The sequence below is a fragment of the Pseudomonas sp. St290 genome (genome assembly GCF_018325805.1).
Lineage (GTDB): Bacteria > Pseudomonadota > Gammaproteobacteria > Pseudomonadales > Pseudomonadaceae > Aquipseudomonas > Aquipseudomonas bijieensis.
Genome location: NZ_AP014703.1, coordinates 4,258,023 through 4,277,501, shown reverse-complemented (window position 1 = coordinate 4,277,501; position 19,479 = coordinate 4,258,023). Strand labels below are relative to the sequence as shown.

18 protein-coding genes and 1 pseudogene are annotated in these 19,479 nt (G+C 59.6%); 4 read left to right on the top strand and 15 right to left on the bottom strand.

Translation table 11 applies throughout. From position 1 onward, the window contains the following. Positions 1 to 528: 528 nt before the first annotated feature. Positions 529 to 1,482, bottom strand: coding sequence for an alpha/beta fold hydrolase (locus PBDP_RS18520; protein ID WP_109753374.1), 954 nt, complete (start codon positions 1,480 to 1,482; stop codon positions 529 to 531). 479 nt (positions 1,483 to 1,961) lie between these two features. Next, positions 1,962 to 2,762 (bottom strand): DUF6630 family protein, encoded by an 801-nt coding sequence (locus PBDP_RS18515; protein ID WP_212801126.1) that lies wholly within the window; start codon positions 2,760 to 2,762, stop codon positions 1,962 to 1,964. Positions 2,763 to 2,970: 208 nt separating this feature from the next. On the opposite strand from PBDP_RS18515, the gene PBDP_RS18510 reads away from it, so the two are divergent. Beyond that, on the top strand, positions 2,971 to 3,720 hold the full coding sequence (locus PBDP_RS18510; RefSeq protein ID WP_116832802.1) for a substrate-binding periplasmic protein: 750 nt from the start codon (positions 2,971 to 2,973) through the stop codon (positions 3,718 to 3,720). Between the two features lie 42 nt (positions 3,721 to 3,762). Here PBDP_RS18510 and PBDP_RS18505 read toward each other — a convergent pair whose 3' ends face one another. The 3 genes from PBDP_RS18505 to PBDP_RS18495 form a co-directional block, all read right to left on the bottom strand. Next, the gene (locus PBDP_RS18505) at positions 3,763 to 4,014 is read right to left on the bottom strand and encodes a hypothetical protein (RefSeq protein ID WP_109753371.1); all 252 of its coding nucleotides are present in this window, start codon (positions 4,012 to 4,014) and stop codon (positions 3,763 to 3,765) included. 124 nt (positions 4,015 to 4,138) lie between these two features. Next, positions 4,139 to 6,307 carry a TonB-dependent siderophore receptor gene (locus PBDP_RS18500; RefSeq protein ID WP_109753370.1) on the bottom strand — a complete coding sequence of 723 codons (2,169 nt, stop codon included), beginning with the start codon at positions 6,305 to 6,307 and terminating at the stop codon, positions 4,139 to 4,141. 204 nt (positions 6,308 to 6,511) lie between these two features. Then, complete coding sequence (locus tag PBDP_RS18495; protein WP_212801125.1) at positions 6,512 to 6,886, bottom strand: tautomerase family protein; 375 nt, start codon at positions 6,884 to 6,886, stop codon at positions 6,512 to 6,514. 108 nt (positions 6,887 to 6,994) lie between these two features. Here PBDP_RS18495 and PBDP_RS18490 point away from each other — a divergent pair, with 108 nt between their 5' ends. Continuing rightward, the gene (locus PBDP_RS18490; RefSeq protein ID WP_176689495.1) at positions 6,995 to 7,870 is read left to right on the top strand and encodes a LysR substrate-binding domain-containing protein; all 876 of its coding nucleotides are present in this window, start codon (positions 6,995 to 6,997) and stop codon (positions 7,868 to 7,870) included. Here PBDP_RS18490 and PBDP_RS29970 read toward each other — a convergent pair. The 6 genes and pseudogenes from PBDP_RS29970 to PBDP_RS18465 form a co-directional block, all read right to left on the bottom strand. Further along, positions 7,833 to 8,057: pseudogene (locus PBDP_RS29970) on the bottom strand (hypothetical protein); the annotation flags it as partial. The gene PBDP_RS18490 and the pseudogene PBDP_RS29970 sit on opposite strands and share 38 nt — an antisense overlap. Positions 8,058 to 8,140: 83 nt before the next feature. Next, the gene (gene hisM, locus PBDP_RS18485; RefSeq protein ID WP_109753368.1) at positions 8,141 to 8,842 is read right to left on the bottom strand and encodes a histidine ABC transporter permease HisM; all 702 of its coding nucleotides are present in this window, start codon (positions 8,840 to 8,842) and stop codon (positions 8,141 to 8,143) included. Next, positions 8,839 to 9,528 (bottom strand): ABC transporter permease, encoded by a 690-nt coding sequence (locus PBDP_RS18480; RefSeq protein WP_212801124.1) that lies wholly within the window; start codon positions 9,526 to 9,528, stop codon positions 8,839 to 8,841. The genes hisM and PBDP_RS18480 overlap by 4 nt, the downstream gene beginning before the upstream one ends. A 24-nt stretch (positions 9,529 to 9,552) precedes the next feature. Further along, positions 9,553 to 10,323 carry an ABC transporter substrate-binding protein gene (locus tag PBDP_RS18475; protein WP_109753366.1) on the bottom strand — a complete coding sequence of 257 codons (771 nt, stop codon included), beginning with the start codon at positions 10,321 to 10,323 and terminating at the stop codon, positions 9,553 to 9,555. A 62-nt stretch (positions 10,324 to 10,385) separates the two neighbouring features. Next, positions 10,386 to 11,240 carry a PfkB family carbohydrate kinase gene (locus PBDP_RS18470; protein WP_109753365.1) on the bottom strand — a complete coding sequence of 285 codons (855 nt, stop codon included), beginning with the start codon at positions 11,238 to 11,240 and terminating at the stop codon, positions 10,386 to 10,388. A 2-nt stretch (positions 11,241 to 11,242) separates the two neighbouring features. After that, positions 11,243 to 12,256 (bottom strand): SIS domain-containing protein, encoded by a 1,014-nt coding sequence (locus PBDP_RS18465; protein WP_109753364.1) that lies wholly within the window; start codon positions 12,254 to 12,256, stop codon positions 11,243 to 11,245. Between the two features lie 251 nt (positions 12,257 to 12,507). Here PBDP_RS18465 and PBDP_RS18460 point away from each other — a divergent pair, with 251 nt between their 5' ends. Next, positions 12,508 to 13,299, top strand: a complete 792-nt coding sequence (locus PBDP_RS18460) for a GntR family transcriptional regulator (protein ID WP_109753363.1) — start codon at positions 12,508 to 12,510, stop codon at positions 13,297 to 13,299. Between the two features lie 93 nt (positions 13,300 to 13,392). On the opposite strand, the gene PBDP_RS18455 is transcribed toward PBDP_RS18460, so the two are convergent. The 3 genes from PBDP_RS18455 to PBDP_RS18445 form a co-directional block, all read right to left on the bottom strand. Then, positions 13,393 to 14,319 (bottom strand): sugar ABC transporter substrate-binding protein, encoded by a 927-nt coding sequence (locus PBDP_RS18455; protein ID WP_109753362.1) that lies wholly within the window; start codon positions 14,317 to 14,319, stop codon positions 13,393 to 13,395. Between the two features lie 93 nt (positions 14,320 to 14,412). Then, the gene (locus tag PBDP_RS18450) at positions 14,413 to 15,204 is read right to left on the bottom strand and encodes a TIM barrel protein (RefSeq protein ID WP_109753361.1); all 792 of its coding nucleotides are present in this window, start codon (positions 15,202 to 15,204) and stop codon (positions 14,413 to 14,415) included. After that, positions 15,201 to 16,223: a Gfo/Idh/MocA family oxidoreductase gene (locus tag PBDP_RS18445; protein ID WP_109753396.1), complete on the bottom strand. Its 1,023-nt coding sequence runs from the start codon at positions 16,221 to 16,223 to the stop codon at positions 15,201 to 15,203. The genes PBDP_RS18450 and PBDP_RS18445 overlap by 4 nt, the downstream gene beginning before the upstream one ends. 197 nt (positions 16,224 to 16,420) lie before the next feature. Here PBDP_RS18445 and PBDP_RS18440 point away from each other — a divergent pair, with 197 nt between their 5' ends. Then, positions 16,421 to 18,412 carry a sigma-54 interaction domain-containing protein gene (locus PBDP_RS18440; RefSeq protein WP_109753360.1) on the top strand — a complete coding sequence of 664 codons (1,992 nt, stop codon included), beginning with the start codon at positions 16,421 to 16,423 and terminating at the stop codon, positions 18,410 to 18,412. 9 nt (positions 18,413 to 18,421) lie between these two features. Here the strand turns inward: PBDP_RS18440 and PBDP_RS18435 are convergent, their stop codons facing one another. Continuing rightward, positions 18,422 to 19,399, bottom strand: a complete 978-nt coding sequence (locus tag PBDP_RS18435) for an aliphatic sulfonate ABC transporter substrate-binding protein (protein ID WP_212801123.1) — start codon at positions 19,397 to 19,399, stop codon at positions 18,422 to 18,424. Positions 19,400 to 19,479 lie beyond the last annotated feature (80 nt).

The following is a 19,479-nucleotide window of genomic DNA, read 5'->3' as shown; positions in this document are numbered from 1 at the left end:
TCCACCGCCAATCCTTGTGGGAGCGAGCCTGCTCGCGATGGTGGTGGATCAGAGCCATAAATGCTGGCTGACATTCCGCTATCGCGAGCAGGCTCGCTCCCACACTTGATCTCTGGTGTACGCAACCCCTGTCCACCGCCAACCCTTGTGGGAGCGAGCCTGCTCGCGATAGCGGCGGATCAGAAACATGGATGCTGGCTGACACTCCGCTATCGCGAGCAGGCTCGCTCCCACACTTGATCTCTGGTGTACGCAACCCCTATGTCCACCGCCAACCCTTGTGGGAGCGAGCTTGCTCGCGACGGTGGTGGATCAGAGCCATAAATGCTGGCTGACATTTCGCTATCGCGAGCAGGCTCGCTCCCACACTTGATCTCTGGTGTACGCAACCCCTATGTCCACCGCCAACCCTTGTGGGAGCGGGCTTGCTCGCGATGGCGGCGGATCAGAAACATGGATGCTGGCTGACACTCCGTTATCGCGAGCAGGTTCGCTCCCACAGGGGATGCCTGGTGGCGGGGGCTTGCTTTATTCCTGGAGGAACTTCAGCAGATCCTGGTTGAGACGGTCCTTGTGCGTCTCGGTCAAGCCATGCGGCGCGCCAGGGTAGACGATCAGTCGAGCGCCCTTGATCAGCGCAGCCGAGGCCCGACCCGAAGCATCGATGGGCACGATCTGGTCGTCATCGCCATGAATCACCAGGGTTGGCACGTCGAACTTCTTCAAATCACCGCGAAAGTCGGTAGCCGAGAATGCCGCGATCGAGTCATAGGTATTCTTGCTGCCACCTTGCATACCCTGCACCCAGAACGACTGGATCAGCCCTTGGGATGGCTTGGCACCCTTGCGGTTGTAGCCGTAGAACGGACCTGAGGCGATGTCCAGGTACAGCTGCGAACGGTTCTCCAGGGACGCCTTGCGCAGGCCATCGAACACCTCGATAGGCAAGCCGCCGGGGTTGCTTTGCGTCTTGAGCATCAACGGTGGGACAGAAGAGACCAGGACGGCTTTCTTCACTCGGGCGGTACCGTGCCGGCCGATGTAACGTGCCACTTCACCGCCTCCCGTGGAGAAGCCCACCAGCGTGACGTCCTTCAGGTCCAGGGCTTCAATCACCGCCGCCAGGTCGTCGGCGTAGTGATCCATGTCGTTGCCTTCCCAAGGCTGGCTGGAGCGCCCGTGACCGCGACGGTCATGGGCTACCACGCGATAACCCTTCGAGGCGAGGAACATCATCTGGCCTTCCCAGCTGTCGGAGTCCAGCGGCCAGCCGTGGCTGAAGGTCACGACCTGGCCATCGCGCGGGCCCCAGTCCTTGTAGTACAGCTGGACGCCATCCTTGGTGGTGATGTAGCTGGCGGACTGGACCACGCTGCCGACAGCAGATGCGCTGGCAGGGGCCTGGACAGGCGACGCGGCCTCGGCGCTGAGGGTGGCCAATGCCAGGGTCGCGACAGCGAGGGTGCGGTTGAATGTGTTCATCGTTTCTCTCTCCATAAGGTCGGTTTGATCTGCGGCGATCGTCGTCGATCGCGTTGGTGGGCAGATTAGAGAGAGAGGACGAGGACGAGAACGGCGCGGGTATCGATAGCAACTATCAGAAAATTCGAATAGCTGCGTTTCGCTTCGGTTGCGGTGAACCAGCCGTCAACCCAAAGAAGGCATCGGCCCCAGCGAGTGCAAGACCCACATGACCGCCGCCACCGCTGCCAGCACTGCGACCACAATGCTGATCAGTACCCATTTCAGGATTTTCCGCCCTTTCGACGGCTGGGACCTTGGCGCATGTGCCTCTACCGTGTAGTGAATTTCCCCGGCGCATCGCGGGCAAGCAGCGGTGTCGTAAGGGAGAAGAGAGCCGCATTGATCACAGTTTGTCATGTCGTCACTTCGAGGCTCAAAGGAGGGGTAGCCCTGTATGGGCTTGTAGAAGCGGACCGAAAGTGTGTGGCGTCGGTCGCTTAATATTTGTAGACGATGCCCAGCCTGCCCATGATTTCCAAGGCGTTGACCAGGCCCAGACCGTTCATGGGCAGGCAGGCGAAGGCCTGGTATTCGTCGAAGTGCGTGCCAATGGCCAACAACTTCAAGTCATGGGCCTGCAGTTGGACATTGAAATACTGCAGTAGCGCACGCTCCCAATCGTTGGCGCGATTGATGGTGTCGATGGTTTTACGTTCAGGCGCAGGGATTTCAATGCCCAGTTGCCGCAACGGGGCGAGGGCATTGACCGCATCGACTCCGTAGGACGACCACTCCTTCCATTCGAACTCCGCCAATTGATTGGCCTCGGTGAGCGCTGCCGCGACTTGCGTCCAAGCCCAATCCCATTGCCCGGTAGGCGCGGGGATGTCCTGAATGAGCGCCTGCGCGCGGTCCTCGTCGAACAGGCAATCGAACAAATCGGCCAGGGTATCGGCCAAATCGGGCTGCGGCCCTTGTCCCTGGGTGTCGAGGTCGTGGCTCAAGCGCTGCCACAGACTGCCCAGCTCGTCCCAGTCCTCGTCGTCCATGTCGTCATCGATCACCTGGGCCTTATGGCCGCGCAGGTAGTCGTCCAGCCGCGTCTTGCGCACACGTACGCTGCCCTCGACGAGATCGACGTCATAGCTGCGGTAATCCAGGTAGTTGGTCTGGAAAACGATGCGGTCAGGAAATACCTCATGGGCGAGGCTTTCCTCTGCATCAAAATACGACGCGCCTTCGAAGTCGCCATGGGCGGCGATGATGCGTTGGAACGACAGTGGGTCGATTGGATTCATAGGGGCTGGGTCACAGGGAGGAAGGAAAGCGCCGCGCACGCTGGCCGATATCCGGTTCGCGCTGATCGTACACCAACGCTTGGAGGCTGCTAAGGGGAGGAATGTGGACTGCGTCAACTGTCGGGTGTGTGTTTGGGTCTATGCTTACCTTGTCCTTTGAATCAGGCCCACCTATGTACGAACACCGAACAATCCGCAGGGAGCACAAGTGAGACATTCGATACCGGCTGCAGCGTTGCTCTGTCTATTGCTCGGCACGGTTGATGCCAGGGCCGAGGAGTATCAGGTCGTCACCGAAGAGTGGGCACCGTACAACTACCAGGAAAACAATCAGCTCACCGGCATGACCACCGAGATCGTCCGGGCCATCATGACGCTGACCGGGAGTGATTTCGAGGTGCTGCTGCAGCCCAGCATGCGGGCCACGCAGATACTGAAGCACCGGCCCAAGACCATTATGTACTCCCTGTTCCGAACGCCAGAGCGCGAGCCGCTGTACAAATGGGTCGGACCGATCGTGGAAGAGTCCATCCACCCCTATCAACTGGCCAATACGCCTCCGGTGAACTCCCTGGAACAACTGCTGCACGCCCCGCAGATCACCACCCGCCACGCCGGCCTGGTGCCCCAGATGCTGCAGTCGCTGGGCTTCAATAACCTGGACAAGAGTGCAACCGAGAGCAAGTTGCTCTACCGCATGCTGCTTGCCGGACGCACCGGCATCATCATCGGCGACACCGATGCGGGAGTGGCCTACTACAGCCGCCAATTGAACATCGCGCCGGGCACTTTGCGGCGGATTCCTATCGAGCTGTACCGCTCATCGCTGTACATCGCCTTCAGTCCTGACAGTGAAGATGAAGTGGTGGCGGCGTGGTCACGTGCGTTGGAGCAGTTGCGCCGTTCCGGGGAGTTGGAGCGGATTCAGCGGCGGTATGAGGAGGCGGCTGGGCGGTGAGGAGAGATAGGAAGCTTGCTCCCGTAAGTCGTACCAGGCTTTTTACCGCTCTTGATAGTACTCGGCTCTACGCTTGGCATTTTCCCGCTGCACTTCTTCATGATGCTCGCGTGCTTCCCGCGCTCTCTCTTCATGGCGCTTTTGGTGTTTCCTGTCTTCGGCTCTGTCCATTTCCTGCTGGCGTTCCCAATGGCGCCTGTTTGCCTCTTGATAGTCCTTGTTTCGGTCACTGGCAAATGCACCCGCTGAGGTGAAGCCAATCCAGGTCAGTACAAAAATGGCAGCCATTTTCATGTGATTGTGTCTCTAGCGGGGATGGGGGCGTTTACGGCTTCCGGTAGACCATAAGAATGATCGTAAGTGCATGCGTTCGGCGCAAAGGGGGCGTTCCGAGTCATGCCCCCTTTTGCCTGGTTTTTTAGAAACTGTACTTGGCGGTCAGCATCATATTGCGTGGGTTGCCGTAGGAGTCACCGCCATAGCTCACGGAGTTGGCGATGGTCGAGTAGTACTGGCGGTCGAAGATGTTGTTGGCATTGACCTGCAAGTCCAGGTTCTCGCTGACCCTATAGCCGGCCATCAGGTCCGTGATGGCGTAGCTGCCCTGTTCGAGACGGTATTTACCGCCATCAGCCAACGAGATGTCGTTGTACATGCGGCTCTGCCAGGAGACGTTGCCGCCCACACGAAGTTTTTCCAGCGGGCCCTGAAAGTGGTAACTGGTGGTCAACTTGAACAGATGCTCAGGCGTGTCGGTGTCGAACTGCTTGTTCACGTTCTGTGGGTTGGCGGCATCCTTGATGGTGTGTGTGCGCGCGTAGGTATAGCCACCGCCGACTTGCCAGTTTTCGGTCAACGCGCCTTGCAGTTCGAAGTCGATACCCTGGCTGCGAATCTCGCCGGAGGCTTCATAACAGGTTGCCTGTGGGCAGTTTGCCGTAAACAGTTGTACGGCGCGGTTTTCCTGGTCGACGCGGAACAGCGCCAGGCTCGCATTCAGTGCGCCGTCGAAATATTCGCCCTTGATGCCGATCTCGTAGTTCTTGCCAATGATCGGCGTGACCGGGTTGCCGGAGGTATTCTTTTCCCGCTGCGGCGTGAAGATGTCGCTGTAGCTGACGTAGACCGAGTGATGGTCGTCCAGGTCATAGATCAAGCCAGCGTAACGGGTGACGTTACGGGTGACCTTGTAGTCGCCTTCGCCATCGCGGTTATCGTAGTCGTACCAGTCCAGGCGTCCGCCGAGGATCAACTTCAACGGGTCGGCCAGGCTCAGGCGTGTGGTGAGATAGACGCCGTCCTGAGTGGTCACCTCACGCTGGTTATCTGTGTGGACGAAGTCCGGTTTACCCGCATTGATCGGCCAATTGGTGTCGTACGGGCTGTAGTTGTGGGTGGTCATGTCGTAGATGCGCTTGCTGGCGCCCACCACCAGTTCATGGGTACGCCCGAACGCCTCGAAGGGCCCACTGGCAAAGGCGTCTACGCCGGCCTGGTTTTCATCGAAGTCGGCCTGGTAAACCGTGCGGGCCAGTGTGTTGTTGACCCAGCGCGATTGATAGGAGCCGGAGAACAACGCGTTCTGTTCGGAGTAGTTGGCGTTGACCTGAAGGTTCCAGTCGTTGGCCAGGCGATGACGGACTTCGGCGAACAGCGTGTTGATCTCCTGATCCTTGTTCTCCCAATCCGTACCCGGGTTGTAGGAGCGCGGCAAGTCAAGATGATGGCCGTCCTGGCCGATCATCGAAGAGCCCCAGAAGTAATTGGTCTTGTCCTTCTGATGAGAAAAACCCAGGGTCAGGGTGGTGTCTTCGCTCAGATCCGCTTCGGTGACCGCATAGAACAGCCCGTGATCCTCCTCAACGTTGTCGATGAAGCTGTTGGCATCGCGATAAGAAGTCACGACCCGGCCGCGCAGCGTGCCGCTGTCGTTGAGTGGGCTGGAGGCATCGACCTCGCCGCGATAATCGTCCCAACTGCCGGCGGCACCGGTCAGGGTGACTTTCTGCTCGGCCAATGGCCGCTTGCGTATCAGGTTGATGGCAGCCGATGGGTTGCCTGCCCCCGTCACCAGGCCGGTGGCACCGCGCACCACCTCGACTCGATCAAACATCGCCAAGTTAGGCTGGGAACCGACGTTAACGCCGTCGTAGCCGCTCGGGATGCCGTCATACATCAAGTTGTCGATTTCAAAACCGCGCGCCTTGTAAGTCTGCCGGCCAGGACCGCTGGAAAAGTCCAGGAACAAGCCGGGCGTCGCCTTGACCACGTCGTTGATGCTGGTCATCGTCTGGTCGTCCATGCGCTGACGCGTAATCACGGTGACGGCCTGCGGAGTTTCACGCATCGTCAGCGGGAGTTTGGTCGCGGTCGACATTGCGCCGGTGGTGTAGGACTCGGTGCCTTCCGTGGTACTCCCCAGTTGGCCACTACCGGTGACCTCGGTCGCGCCTAGCTCCAAGACGGCTGGAGGGGCGCCGCTGCTGTCATCGGCAAAGGCCGGAGCCAGGGTGGCCATGCAGATAGCCATGGCCAAAAGATCGCGGGCAGGGTTGAAGTAACGCGGTGGGGTGGCACAAATCGACATGAACCGATCCTGATATGCTAATGATTGTGAGAATGATTAGCATTAAGTATCACAGGATTTGTCCGGACGATAAAGCTTGTTGCGGCTGGACTACGTTTTGGGAGAAGAGGATTGCGTGACGGTATGAACAGGTTGTCTGGGCAGTGAGGTCGCAGAATCGCGAGAGCCGACTGCACAACTTTTCACGCTCTGCGCAAACTGAAATTAGTTGCCTCGGCCACCACCAAACGACCATTCATCGTTGGCCGTAGTGGTGATCACTACCATTACATCCTCGGCATTGAGACCTGGCGCATGTCTCAGTTTCTCCACCAGATCGCGGTAGAAACGCTGTTTCGTCTCGACGCTTCGAGGACGGCCGGCGGTAATCGTGATCAGCACAAAGTCATGGCTACGGGGCCCACCCAGGTAGTCTGGATCAAATATCAGCTCGCCCACTTCATGCTGGTGAATGACTTGGAAACGATCGGCCTTCGGCACCTCGAAGCTATCAACCAAGGCGTCATGCAAGCCTTGGGACAATGCCTGTAAATACTCGGCTGACTTCCCTCGGTGCAATGAAATACGTGAAAACGGCATGATGTTTTTCCTCTGATTGGTTAATCGACAGGGACAAACTATCAAGTCGCGATGGTTCCGAATATTAGATTTAATAGAGTGGATCATCCCAAGTTAATGGACTATCCCATGCGTCGTCCGACCTTCGATCTTGATGTATTGCGCACTTTCGTCACCGGCGTGGAGTTCAATAGCTTTGCCAAAGCGGCGGATCGTCTCGGTCGATCGACTTCCGCCGTGAGTGCTCAATTGAAGAAACTCGAGGAGCAGATCGGTACTCCGGTATTGGTCAAATCCGGTCGAGGGTTAGTCTTGACGCCCATAGGTGAATCATTGCTCAGCCATGCCCGGCGTTTGCTGGAATTGAACGATGGCATTTTCCAGACCCTGCATGAAAGCCAAGCCGCTGGGACAATTCGCTTCGGGCTTCAAGAAGACTTCGGGGAACATTTACTGAGCGAGATCCTCCGACGCTTTGTCCAGACTTACCCGATGGTAACTCTCGAAGTCAGGATCGCGCGTAACGCCGAACTGCTTGCGTTGGTCGAAAGTGCCGGCCTGGACTTAGCCCTGACATGGGACACAGGGCACACCTCGCCCTATGCCACGCGACTGGGCGAAACACAGATGTACTGGATCGGGCTTCGTGACACACCGTCACTGACCCACCTTGCTGACTCTCCGCTGCCATTGATCATGTTCGACGCGCCTTGCGTGTTGCGTAGCGCTGCCACACAGGCACTGGATGCCGCGCAAATTCCCTGGCGAATCGCCCTGACCAGCCCCAGCGTTGGTGGTCTCTGGGCGGCTGTCGCGGCAGGCTTGGGCCTGACGCTGCGAACCCGCATTGGGCTGCCGAGTCATCTCGCCGTCATGTCCGGCTTGCCGACCGTACCAAGCCTTGGCTATGTGCTTCACAGCAGCGGAGAAGAGCCGACACCCGCCATCAAACAACTGGCTGCGTTGATCAAAACGAGTCTGCAGGAGCAGACGTTCGGTTTGTAACCGTGCGAGGCTTTTTCACAACTGGAGCTGCTGCTCTGAACGCTGCTGGTGGTAAGCCAAACCCCCGTGCGTAATTACGGCTCAATTACGTAGTGCTTTCACAACCAACCCCGAACGCCGCATGGGTGACACTTTTGGCATTGGCGACCATGAGTGTCCGCGCCTGAAGCAGGCAAACCCTTTTTCTGATACCCGCATGGTTGCCGAGTATGCCAAGGCATTGGGGCTGGACGTTGGGCTGCGGCGAGCCCCTTTCATTTAGTGACCAGCTTAACGCTGATAAGCCAAAAGCCGGCGCTCAGCCAATCGGAATACACCCACCAACGCGCACGCCAGCGACATGTAGAGCAGGGCGGCGATGCCATAGGCCTGGAAGGTCTTGAAGGTGGCGGCGTTAACATCTGCCGCGATTTTAAGGATGTCTGGAACGGTCGCGGTAAAGGCGATGGCCGTGGCGTGCAGGACGAAGATCACTTCGTTGCTGTAGGCCGGAAGTGCCCGGCGCAGCATGCTCGGTATCAACACCAGAATGAACAATTGGCTGCGGGTCATGCCCAGGGCCAGCGCCGCCTCGATCTCACCGCGTGGGGTGGTGCGCAGTACGCCGGCGAGAATCTCGATGGTGTAGGCGCAGGTGTTCAAGGCCAGCGCCAGGATCACGCAATGCATGCCGTCACGAAAAAACCACCACAGACTCGGCGACTCCCTGATCAGGCTCAGGCTTGCCAGGCCGCTGTAGATGATCAGCAGTTGCACGAACAGCGGCGTGCCGCGAAACACCAGGGTGTAAAGCTGTACAGGCAGCGCCAGCCAACGATTGCCGTAGGTGCGAACCAGCGCCAGGGGGATCGCCGCGGCCAGGCCGATAACGGCGGACGTCACTAACAGCCACAAGGTGACGGACAAACCACTCCAGCGATAACCGTCGGACCAGAGGAAGTTCGGCCCGAACTCTTTGAGTATCTCGATCATGACACGCTCCGCCGCGGTTCGATGCTGTAGCGCCGTTCAAGGTGCTTGAGGGCCAGGCTGGAGAGGATTGCAAAGGCCAGGAAGATCGTCGCAATCACCAGGTAGAAGAACATCTGCCTTGAGGTCGCGTTGCCCGCTTGTTTGGCGACCTGAACCATGTCATTGAGGCCCAGCAGCGATATCAGGCCGGCACTTTTCAAGAGCACTTGCCAGATGTTGCCGATGCCAGGCAATGCGAACCGCATCATCTGCGGCAGGCGGATGCGCCGCAGTACCTGCCAATGACTCATGCCATAAGCCCGGGCCGCTTCCAGTTGGCCGAACGGAATCGCCTGGAAGGCGCCACGAAAGGTTTCGGCGCAATAGGCACCGTAAATGAAGCCTAAGGTGCTGATCGCAGTGCCGTAAGGGTTCAACTGCCACGACTCGCGACCGAACGCTTCTGCCACCTGGTTGAGTCCGATCTGCGCGCTGTAATAGATCAGCAGCATCAGGACCAGGTCCGGCACGCTGCGCACCAGCGTGGTGTAGACCGTTGCGACCAGCCGTAGCGGCGCCACTGGCGAGAGTTTCGCCAAGGCCCCGAGCAGGCCAAGCACGATGGCGACGCAGGCGGCCCACGTGGCCACTTGGACGGTCAACCACGCACCCTGGAAAATGAGATAGCCGTACCCTTCGAGAAACATGCTTTCGGGCTCCGCGCGGGTGGTTTATTTCGGCGAAATGTCGAAGTCGAAGTACTTTCTGGCGATGCGCTCATAGGTGCCGTTGCGGTGCAGCCGTTCGAGCGCCTGATTGATTTCTCCGGCCAGCGCGGTATCGTTTTTACGCAAACCGATGCCGGTGCCCGGACCGAAGATCTCCGGTGACTTGACCACCTCGCCGGCATAGCCGAAGCCCTTGCCCATCGGCTTTTTCAGTAGGCCTTCGGAGACGGCGATGGCATCGTCGAACGCCGCATCCAGCCGACCGTTGATCAAGTCCGAATAGGTCAGGTCACTGCTTTGATAAGGCACCACTTCCACACCCTTAAGGCCCCACATCCGCTTGGCATAGGTTTCGAACACGCTGCCTTGTTGCACGCCGATGCGCTTGCCGCGCAAGGATTCGGCCGTGGGTTGCAACTGGCTGCCTTGCGGGGCCACCAGGCGTGCCGGGGTGTCGTACAGGGTGTTGGAGAAGGCGATTTCGGCTTTGCGGGCTTCAGTGATCGAGAGGGCGGAGAGTATCCCGTCGAATTTCCTGCCCTTGAGGGCCGAGATCATGCCATCGAAGGCGTTTTCGACCCAGACGCAACGGCGTTGCAACTCGCTGCACAGGCTTTCGCCCAGCTCGATATCGAAACCTGTCAGCGAGCCGTCCGGTCGCTTGGACTCAAAGGGCGGGTAGGTGGGGTCGACCCCGAAACGCAGCTCTTCGCTGGCGCCCCAGGTCATCAGCGGGCTGGCCACAAGCAACAAACCGATCAGACATTTTTTCATCGACAGGGTATCCACGATAGGTTGGTAGAACCGTCCCGGAAAGGGGGGCGGGGCAGCACGCATCAGCCTTGATTGTTCAAGGCGTGTTTCAGTTCTTCGGCGCGTTGGGTGTCTACGGTTCGTCCATGGCCAAAGCCACCGTCCCAGCCGCACACCTGGCCGGCATGATCGACGCCCCGTGCAAGGCACCCGGCGAGGCTGTGCCGGGCTTGCCATGCCAACAGGAACGCGGCGATAAAGCCGTCGCCGGCGCCCATGCTGTCGACGAACGCGCAGGGCCTCGCGGCCTGTTCATACACACCCTGTGCATCGACTGCGAGAGCGCCTTGGGCGCCACGGGTGATGACTACCGTCGCCGGGCCCATCGCCCGCATCGAATCCGCCAGTTCACGCGCTTCGCTTGACGACAGATCGGCCGACGAAAAAAAAGCGATGTCCACTTGCTGGATCAGCGCCTGCCAATCGAACTCGACCCAGTTGTCCGAGAAGTCGAATGACAGGCAGCCACTGGCCTGGCGAATCTTCGCCAGTTGGCTTTCAAGACCGCTGTAGAGACTGCTGTGTGCCAGCGGGAATTGCGCGAGATAGGTCAGGTCGTCAGCATCGAGTCGCAGTTGACGACACACGCCCGGATCGCTGCCAAGAAACACCCGTTCGCCCGCGATACTGTCGACACACGCCCAGCCATTGGCCCCCATCAGCGTTCTGCAGCGCGATGCATCGACGCCTTCCTGTTGCAGGCAATCGAGCAGGTACTGGCCGTGCCGGTCATCACCAACGCAGCCCAGGTAGGCACTGCGAGCACCCAGCCGGGCGGCAAATACCGAGACGTTGAGTGCGTTGCCACCGGGGTATTCGATGTTCCGGTCCAGGTACACATCCAGGGTGTTGTCGCCGACCGCGATCAGGCTGGCCATGCTCAGTACTCCGTTTTCCACATGTAGCGGCGCGTTGTCAGCGGCTGCTGGTGCCAGACGGCGAGATGCGCGGCAATGCGCTCCACGGCGATGCCGACGATGTACGGCGCGACAATGGCGCGGATCTCTGGATCGATGCCTTCCATCGGGAAGTCCTTGGCGTCATAGACCATGACCCGTCCGGTGTACCGCTGGCAGAAGCGCACGACGCGCTCCATTTGTGCGCGACTGGGGTCTTCGCCTAACAGCAGGAGCAGGGGAGTGGTCGCGTCGATGGCTTCGAACGGGCCATGGAAAAACTCGGCAGCCTCCACTGGCAGGCAATGCAGCCACTGGCTTTCCATCACCACGCAGACGCCGAATACGTAGGCGGTGGTGAACATCGGACCCGAGGCGAGGAAGTACATCACGCGATCATCTTTATACAAGCTTGCCTCTTCGATGGCGCGCCGGTCGTTATTGATCGCCGCATCGGCGAGTGCCTGTGGCAGTGCCTTGAGCGAGCGAGTGAGCTTGTCCAGCAACGGCCAGCCTTCGCGCTTGGCCAGGATCCCGCCGACCAATGCCTGGAGGATCATGAAGCAGCCGAAGTACGCCTCATCGGTACGTCCCAGCAGGAAGCAATGTTGAACAGCCTGGGCCAGCGGCAGCTCGGCGGTTTGTGTCACGCCTACGGTGAGGCAGGGTTTGTCTCGCAGGAAATGGGCGGCGGCGATGGTCTCCTGGGTAGTCCCGGACTTGGAGGCGAGGACCACCAAGGTGCGTTCATCCAGGCGCGGCGGGTCGATATCCATGAACTCGGCCGGGAAGTAACGGCGCACTTCCAATGTATGGCTGTAGCGCTCAAGCCAGTATTGCAAGCCGAGCATGATGCGGTTGGGAGCACCGCAGCTGACGAAGTAGATGCGGTCGATCCGCGTGGCCAGTTCTTGGCCAAACTGCTGGGCGTCGTCGACGATTTGCACGGATTGCTGCAAGGAAGTGATGAATCCTTCCCGATTGAACTGGATCGCCATGTGAGCTCCTGGAGGCTTTGTTGCGGTGGCTCATGTGACTGTTCATGATCACCGTTTAGACCAAAAGCTATACCATGAAAAATACCAATACAAGGCTTTTTCTCCATGGTCTAATGGGCTGCCTGAGCGGTTTTCAAGGTATGCACCGGGCCGTTTTTTTGTTCTCATGATCAAGCTGGCGGGTTTGCGACGGTTTTCCGGTGGTCATTGTTGCAATGCCGCGGCAGAAAAAATAATCCAGGATGTAGACCATGAAAGTTCTTCCTTCCAAGTCCTCCGATGTGGCCCTCCTGGCGCCTGAACGCAAGCAGGTCGCCTGGCAGGCCGTCCAGGCGCTGCTGGAAATGCTGGAGCGTCCGGAGTTCGGACCGACTGAGCGAATTCCGGCGGAACGGGACCTGGCCGAGCACTTGGGCATCAGCCGGATGACACTGCGAAAGGCTCTGCAAACGTTGATCGACCGTGGAGTCCTGGAGCGCCGGGGCAATCGCGGCACCTTTGTGACCGCGCCAGGCGTCGAGCGGCCCCTCAATACCGTGGCCCGCAAAGGTATCGCCGAAGTGGTGGAGCAAGCTGGGGCCAGGCCTGGCAGTAAATTGCTCTACTTCGAACAAACCCAGGCCAGTGCCCGCGTGGCGAAACTGCTGAAGATCCAGGAAGGCGACACGTTGCTGACCATCAGGCGCCTGCGCACTGTGGATCAAAAGCCATTCTGTATCGAGACCAGCTACATCCCGGCCGCCCGTGCACCGGAACTGGTGGCGGGAGACCTGGTCGAGGGGGCCTCGTTGTATGCGTTGTTGTTATCGCGCTACCAGATAGAAATGGAGAGCGACGAGGGCACGCTGAGCATCGCTACGATGAACGACCAGGAGGCGCGCTTGCTCGAGGTCGAGCCCGGGACGGCGGCGCTGGTCTACCGGGGTGTGATCTTTGATCGTCAAGGGCAGCCGGTGGAATACCTGGTCTCGATCAACCACCCCCAACGTGTGGTATTCAAGCTGGCGGACAGTCGGGTCAATAGTTTCCATACGGATCTTTAGTCCAGGACCGGACGGTCGATCTGTTCGCTTATTTGTGCAGCGAATCGCCGCTGACCCCTGATCAGGCTCGCGGCGAAATGTTTAGTTTTGGCGCTACTTGTAATGTTGTTCGAACACCGCCAACTGCTCAGGCTTGATCAACTGAAAGGGCACCCAGACGTCCGTTTCTACCGGTTCTCCCTTGATCATCTTGAGCGCTGCTTGTACCGCGCTGTTCGCCTGGGCCTTGGGATCCTGGAATACCGAGGCGACCAGCATCCCGCGCTTGATTGCCGCCAGGCCGTCAGGCAAGCCGTCGATGCCGACGATCGCAATCTCGCCCTTGGCTTTGCCGGCCTGCTGCAAGGCCATGGCCGCACCGATGGCCATCTCGTCGTTGTTGGCGACGATGGCATCGAAACGGCTGCCCGCCAATAGCCAGTTACTGGTCAGGTCCATCCCTTTGTTGCGCTGCCACTCGGCACTCTGCTGCTCGACAATCTTGATCCCGGGATAATCCTTGAGCACCTGTTTGACGCCTTCGGTGCGGTCGTGGGTGGCGTTTTGCGCCAAGTCGCCCATGATGATCGCCAGGTTGCCCTTGCCTCCGAGTTTTTCGGCCAGGTAGCGCATTTGCAGCTGTCCGGCCTCAATGTCATTGGACGCCACCGTGACGACGCCTTTGGGCAGGGTGCGCTCGTCCGGGTGACGGTTGACGTAGACCAGCGGCGTCTTCGCTTCGACCGCCGCGCGGGTAATGTTGGCCGTGGCGGAGGTGTCCACCGGCAGGACAATGACCGCATCCACTTTCTGGTTGATAAAGCCCTGGACCTGGTTGAGTTGGCGCACCACATCGCCCTGGGCGTCCTCGAACTGGATCTGCACGTTTTCCTTTTTCGCGGCCGCGTCCAGGCCGTTACGCACGTAGGTCATGAAATTGTCGTCGACCCTGGCGATGCTGACGCCGATGCGATAGTCGGCGACGGCCCACTGGCTCAAGAGCAACAGCAGGGTGGCGAAAAGCAGTTTGCAACGACGCATGATGGTTTTCCTTTTGTTGTTATGAGTTGAAACGTCATCAATGGGTAAAAATGTGCATCGCGTTCCGAGTGATATCCGTGCAACGCGCTGACGTCATCCATCAAGCGTGAAGGCCTGCTTGAAACGCTCGAGGGCGACTTCGCCGTCACCGCTGGCCCAGCCTTCGAGGCCGACGACACCGCTGTATCCTATGCCGAACAAAGCCCTGGCAATGGCGCGATAGTGGATTTCACCGGTGCCAGGTTCCATGCGGCCAGGCACGTCGGCGACCTGGATTTCGCCGATGGCGCTGGCGGCGCGCTGGATCAGTTCGATCAGGTTTCCTTCGCCGATCTGTGCGTGATAGAGGTCCAGGTTCATCTTCAGGTGCGGGCTGCCCACGGCCTCGATCAGCGCCAGGGTATCTTCAGCGCGGGCGAACGGCGTACCGGGGTGATCGACTTCGGTGTTGAGGTTTTCCAGCAGGAATACCCGACCCGCGTCTTCGCCCAGGCGAGCGATTTTTTCCAGCGTCTTGCAGGCACTCAGCCACATGCGGCCGGTAGTCTGGGCAACGGGCTTGACCGGCAAGCCCTGATCCCCCAGGCCTGTGCCATGCAGGTTCAAGCTTGGGCAACCCAATCGAGCGGCGACGGCCAAGGATTCCTGGGCGCTGCCGAGCAGTTGCTGGATACCCTCGGGATCGGTCAGGTTGCCCGAGATATAGCCGGTCATGGAGGTGAAATCCGCGCCAGTCGCTACGAGCGCCTGGATGTCTTTGGTCGTCCAGTTCCATATCTCGACGCTGAAGCCCAGCGCGTGGATGCGTTTGACCCGCTCGGCAAAGGGCAGGTCGAGAAAGACCATCTCGGCGCTGACCGCCAGTTTGAACGGTATGAAACTCATGAACGGGCTCCTTGCACGCGCACCGGTGTGCCCTGTTGGAAGGACTCGATGCAAGCGCGGGCGATGGCCAGTGCCGCTCGGGCATCTTCGCCGCTGGCCAGGGGTTTTTCGCCGCTGCGCACGCAACTGACAAAATGGTTGAGCTCGGCCACATAAGCATCACGCAGCAAGTCGGTGTCCATGCGCTGGGTGTCGGCCTGGACCCCATTGGCCAGGTAGCGCAGCAGGTCCGAGTCGTTGACGTTGCCCATGGTCAGCATGCCCGCGCTGCCGAACACTTCGCCCCGGACATCGTAGCCATAGACTGCCTGGAAATTGGCCTCGGCCGTGGCGATGGCGCCATTGTCGAAACGGATCGTGACCACCGCCGTGTCGAGAAAACCTTTGTCCTTGTAGGCCGGTGCGATCAGCGCATCGGCCATCACAAAAACTTCAATCGCCTCGGCGCCGGGGTTCAGGTAGCGCAGGGTATCGAAGTCATGGATCAGGGTTTCCAGGAAGATCACCCATTGTGGTGAGGCGGCCGGGTTGTTCAGCGCCGGGTCGCGGGTCAATGAGCGCAGCAGTTGTGGCGTACCGATCCGGCCGGCAACCACGTCCAGATGAGCTGTGCGGAAGCTTTTGGCAAAGCGGCGGTTGAAGCCGACCTGGAGGGTCACCCGTGCATCGGCAGCCGCGGCGATGGCGCGGTCAGCTTCGTCCAGGGTGATCGCCATCGGTTTTTCACAGAACACGCCTTTGCCGGCCCGGGCCGCACTGATCACCAGCTCGGCATGGCTGCGTGCCGGGGCGGCAATCAGCACAGCGTCGATATCCGGATCATCGAGCAATTGCTGTGGATCGGTATAGACCTTCTGCACGTCCAGTTCTGCCGCCAGGCGCGCGGCTTGGCCGGGGGTAGGGTCGGCGATGGCGGCGAGGCATGCGCCAGGGATGTGCCGGGCAGCGCTCAGGCCGTGAAAACTGCCCATGCGGCCGGCGCCGATGAGGCCAAGGCGGATGATCTTGGATGTGCTCATGAACATGACTCCCTTTATTGTTTTTACGACTCGGCGATAAGAACGTCCTCGTCTGGATAGGTGGGGAGCAAGCGCTGTGCCAAAAATTAACCTATTGATATTTAAGGTGCTTTATTCTGCGTGGTTCGAATATGTGTTCATTTTGATTACATGTCTATACTGGCATGTCAAAAATATAAACACGTGGTCGGACAATAATGAATGAGCAACCGGCGGCATTGAGCGAAGAAGACCGCGATTACCTCACCACGCTCGGCCCTGCGTCGTTGAACGAAGGGCCAAGCACCGTGCTGGATGAGGCCTGGCGAGCGTGCTTGCAGGGAGCTATCGATCGCCCTGTCGGAGTCAGGCGGGTGATTTGGCAGTCCTGGTTGCGCAGCGTCCATGCCGGCCTCGATCCGGAAGATGGCGAGTACCGTTTTGTCGCGCCCGCCGACCTGACCGCGACACTGGCCGCCAACCGGGTGCTGATCGCCGCTGCAGCGCAGGTCATGCGCGGTTTGCTCGCCTATAACCCCCGGGGCCATATCAACCTGACCGATGCCGAAGGCACGACTTTGCATTTCTGTGGCCTGGACCTCACCCCCATAGGCAGTCGACTGCTGGAGTCGGTCCAAGGCACCAATTGCACCGGGCTGGCGATCGTCGAAGACCGTTTGGTCTATGTGCTGGCCGAGGAGAACTTCGGGCTTGGCCTGCGCCAGCGCCGCATGCATTGCGCCGCCGCGCCAATCCGGGATGCCCACGGCCGGACGCTGGGTATGTTGACCCTGACGGCGGAGCCAGGCTGGTTTCATTTCCATACGCTGGGCACTGTCCAGGCCGCGGCCGAGGCGGTCTCGAGGCAGATGGCGCTGCAAGCCTTGCTGCAAGAGCAGCAAACAGTCCTCGAGGTGCTCAACGAGGGCTTGGTGGTATTGGATGAACAGGGCTGCATCAAGGCGCTCAACCATTACGCCCGACAATTGTTCCGCGTGGGCCATGACCTGCTCGGCAAGCCGTTCAAGAGCCTGGGGCAGAGCGAATTGACCGAGGCCGTCCTGCTTGCCAGCGGGGAGGGCGTGCGGGACCTGGATTGCACCTTTGAACTGCACGATCGCAGCCATCTGGCGTGCCTGGTGTCGGTCTGCCCGCTGGAGCAGGGCGGGCGGATTGTTTCGCTGCGCGAGAACCGCCGCATCCGGGAAATCACCCGGCGGATCATTGGCACCCAGGCCAGCTACACCTTTGAAACCATCCAGGGCCGCTCACAGGCGATTCAGGATGCAATGCACCTGGCCCGGATTGCCAGTCGCAGTGATTCGACCACGCTGATCCTCGGCGAGAGCGGCACGGGCAAGGAACTGTTCGCCCAGGCGATCCATAATGCCAGCGACCGTTGTGGTGGTCCTTTTGTGGCAGTCAACTGCGGAGCCATTCCCCGTGACCTGGTGCAGAGCGAACTGTTCGGTCATGTCGAAGGCGCTTTCACCGGATCGGCTCGCGGTGGCTCGGCAGGCAAGTTCGAATTGGCCGATGGCGGGACGATCTTCCTCGACGAAATCGGTGACATGTCCTTTGATGCACAGGTCAGCTTGCTGCGCGTCCTGCAGGAGGGTGAGGTGACGCGAGTAGGGGCGAAAAAATCGCTGCGGGTCAACGTTCGTATCATCGCCGCCACTCACCGCAATCTGAGTCAGGCGGTGGCCGAGGGGGCCTTTCGTGAGGATCTTTACTACCGGCTCAACGTGCTGAACCTGACGGTGCCGCCCCTGCGGATGCGTCGCGAGGACGTGCCGTTGCTGGCGCGGCATTTTCTCGCACGTTGTGCCCGGTCGCTCCGCAAGACCATGCACGACCTTTCCCCGGCGGCGTTGGATATCCTTAGCGCTTATCACTGGCCGGGTAACGTTCGCGAGCTGGAAAACGTCATTGAGCGGGCGACCAACCTGGCGATGAGCGAACTGATCCAACCGAACGATCTTGCGTTGGAGATCAGGCAGCGAGGGCGACCCTCGACGTGGGGAAGTACCCCTGAGCCTCGGATGGCCCCCGACCTCGGCACCCATGAAATGAATGCAATCATCGCCGCCCTCACCGAAACCCGCGGAAACATCCGTCTGGCGGCTCAGCGGTTGAATGTGTCGCGTGGCGGGCTGTACAACAAAATGAATCGGTTTGGACTCAAGGTCGATGCGTTCCGTGTTTAGCAGGCGGCCTCACGGCCTCCAGATTTCGACATCCTGGGCATTTACCGCGTTGGGTAGCAAACCTGCGGCAAAAAAGGCGTTGGCAATTTTCTGCTGGTCGCTCAACTGATCGGCTGTCACCGGCTGTACCTGATAACTGCGATGGGTGTTGGCGGCCTCGACTGTCTCCACGTCGAGGTTGCCCCACAACGGCCCCAGGACCTGGGCTGCGTCTCGAGGATGGTTCTTGACCCAGGTCCCGGCTTCCTGCAGTTGCTCGTAAACGAGTTTGAGCACCTCAGGATGTGCTTTTGCGTAAGCAGTGCCGGTCAGGTAGTAGCGCTTGTAGCTGGCCAGGCCGCTGCCGTCGGCCAGGGTCCGCGTTGGCAGTTGACGCTGCACGCCGCTGAGGAAGGGTTCCCAGGTGACCCAGGCGTCAACCTTCTGATTTTCGAACGCCGCCCGGCCATCGGCGGGGGACAGGTACGCCGGTTGTATGTCGGAGAACTTCAGGCCGGCCTTGTCCAGTGCCGCGATCAGCAAATAATGGGCGCCGGCCGCCTTGGTGACGGCGACTTTCTTGCCTTTCAAGTCCGCCAACTGTCGCAACGGCGAATCCTGGCGCACGACGATGGCTTGGGCTGAAGGTGAGGGGGCTTCTTGGGCAAAGTAAGTCAGCCTGGCCTGGGCGGCCTGGGCAAAAATCGGCACGGTATCGGCCACATCGGCACTGACATCGACATTGCCGACATTCAACGCTTCCAGCAATGGCAAACCGCTGGGAAACTCGTGCCAGCTCACATCGATATTCGCCTCGGCGAGGGCTTTGTCCAGCTTGCCTTGGGTTTTCAGCAGCGTGATCAGGGTCGATGATTTCTGATAGCCGATACGCAGGGTTTCTCGTGCCTGGGCCGGCAGGGCGAGAGTCGACAAGACCAGCACCGCGACCAGGCTGGCCAGGGCGGGGCGGCGCAATAGCGCCCCGGAATGCTTGATGAGTTTTGACATGGCATGCTCGATATTGGCTAAGGAATGGGTAACCGCTTGATGAAGCTTATTGTTCTAAAAACCAATTTATAAATACTTTT

Bases quoted from the DNA above. Each gene is read 5' to 3' on its own strand.
- PBDP_RS18450 (WP_109753361.1), bottom strand. From the start codon at position 15,204: ATGAGTTTCATACCGTTCAAACTGGCGGTCAGCGCCGAGATGGTCTTT.
- PBDP_RS18440 (WP_109753360.1), top strand. From the start codon at position 16,421: ATGAATGAGCAACCGGCGGCATTGAGCGAAGAAGACCGCGATTACCTC.
- PBDP_RS18465 (WP_109753364.1), bottom strand. From the start codon at position 12,256: ATGGCGATCCAGTTCAATCGGGAAGGATTCATCACTTCCTTGCAGCAA.
- PBDP_RS18515 (WP_212801126.1), bottom strand. From the start codon at position 2,762: ATGAATCCAATCGACCCACTGTCGTTCCAACGCATCATCGCCGCCCAT.
- PBDP_RS18500 (WP_109753370.1), bottom strand. From the start codon at position 6,307: ATGTCGATTTGTGCCACCCCACCGCGTTACTTCAACCCTGCCCGCGAT.
- PBDP_RS18490 (WP_176689495.1), top strand. From the start codon at position 6,995: ATGCGTCGTCCGACCTTCGATCTTGATGTATTGCGCACTTTCGTCACC.
- PBDP_RS18475 (WP_109753366.1), bottom strand. From the start codon at position 10,323: ATGAAAAAATGTCTGATCGGTTTGTTGCTTGTGGCCAGCCCGCTGATG.
- PBDP_RS18435 (WP_212801123.1), bottom strand. From the start codon at position 19,399: ATGTCAAAACTCATCAAGCATTCCGGGGCGCTATTGCGCCGCCCCGCC.
- PBDP_RS18505 (WP_109753371.1), bottom strand. From the start codon at position 4,014: ATGAAAATGGCTGCCATTTTTGTACTGACCTGGATTGGCTTCACCTCA.
- PBDP_RS18480 (WP_212801124.1), bottom strand. From the start codon at position 9,528: ATGTTTCTCGAAGGGTACGGCTATCTCATTTTCCAGGGTGCGTGGTTG.
- PBDP_RS18455 (WP_109753362.1), bottom strand. From the start codon at position 14,319: ATGCGTCGTTGCAAACTGCTTTTCGCCACCCTGCTGTTGCTCTTGAGC.
- PBDP_RS18460 (WP_109753363.1), top strand. From the start codon at position 12,508: ATGAAAGTTCTTCCTTCCAAGTCCTCCGATGTGGCCCTCCTGGCGCCT.
- PBDP_RS18445 (WP_109753396.1), bottom strand. From the start codon at position 16,223: ATGAGCACATCCAAGATCATCCGCCTTGGCCTCATCGGCGCCGGCCGC.
- PBDP_RS18470 (WP_109753365.1), bottom strand. From the start codon at position 11,240: ATGGCCAGCCTGATCGCGGTCGGCGACAACACCCTGGATGTGTACCTG.
- PBDP_RS18495 (WP_212801125.1), bottom strand. From the start codon at position 6,886: ATGCCGTTTTCACGTATTTCATTGCACCGAGGGAAGTCAGCCGAGTAT.
- PBDP_RS18520 (WP_109753374.1), bottom strand. From the start codon at position 1,482: ATGAACACATTCAACCGCACCCTCGCTGTCGCGACCCTGGCATTGGCC.
- hisM (WP_109753368.1), bottom strand. From the start codon at position 8,842: ATGATCGAGATACTCAAAGAGTTCGGGCCGAACTTCCTCTGGTCCGAC.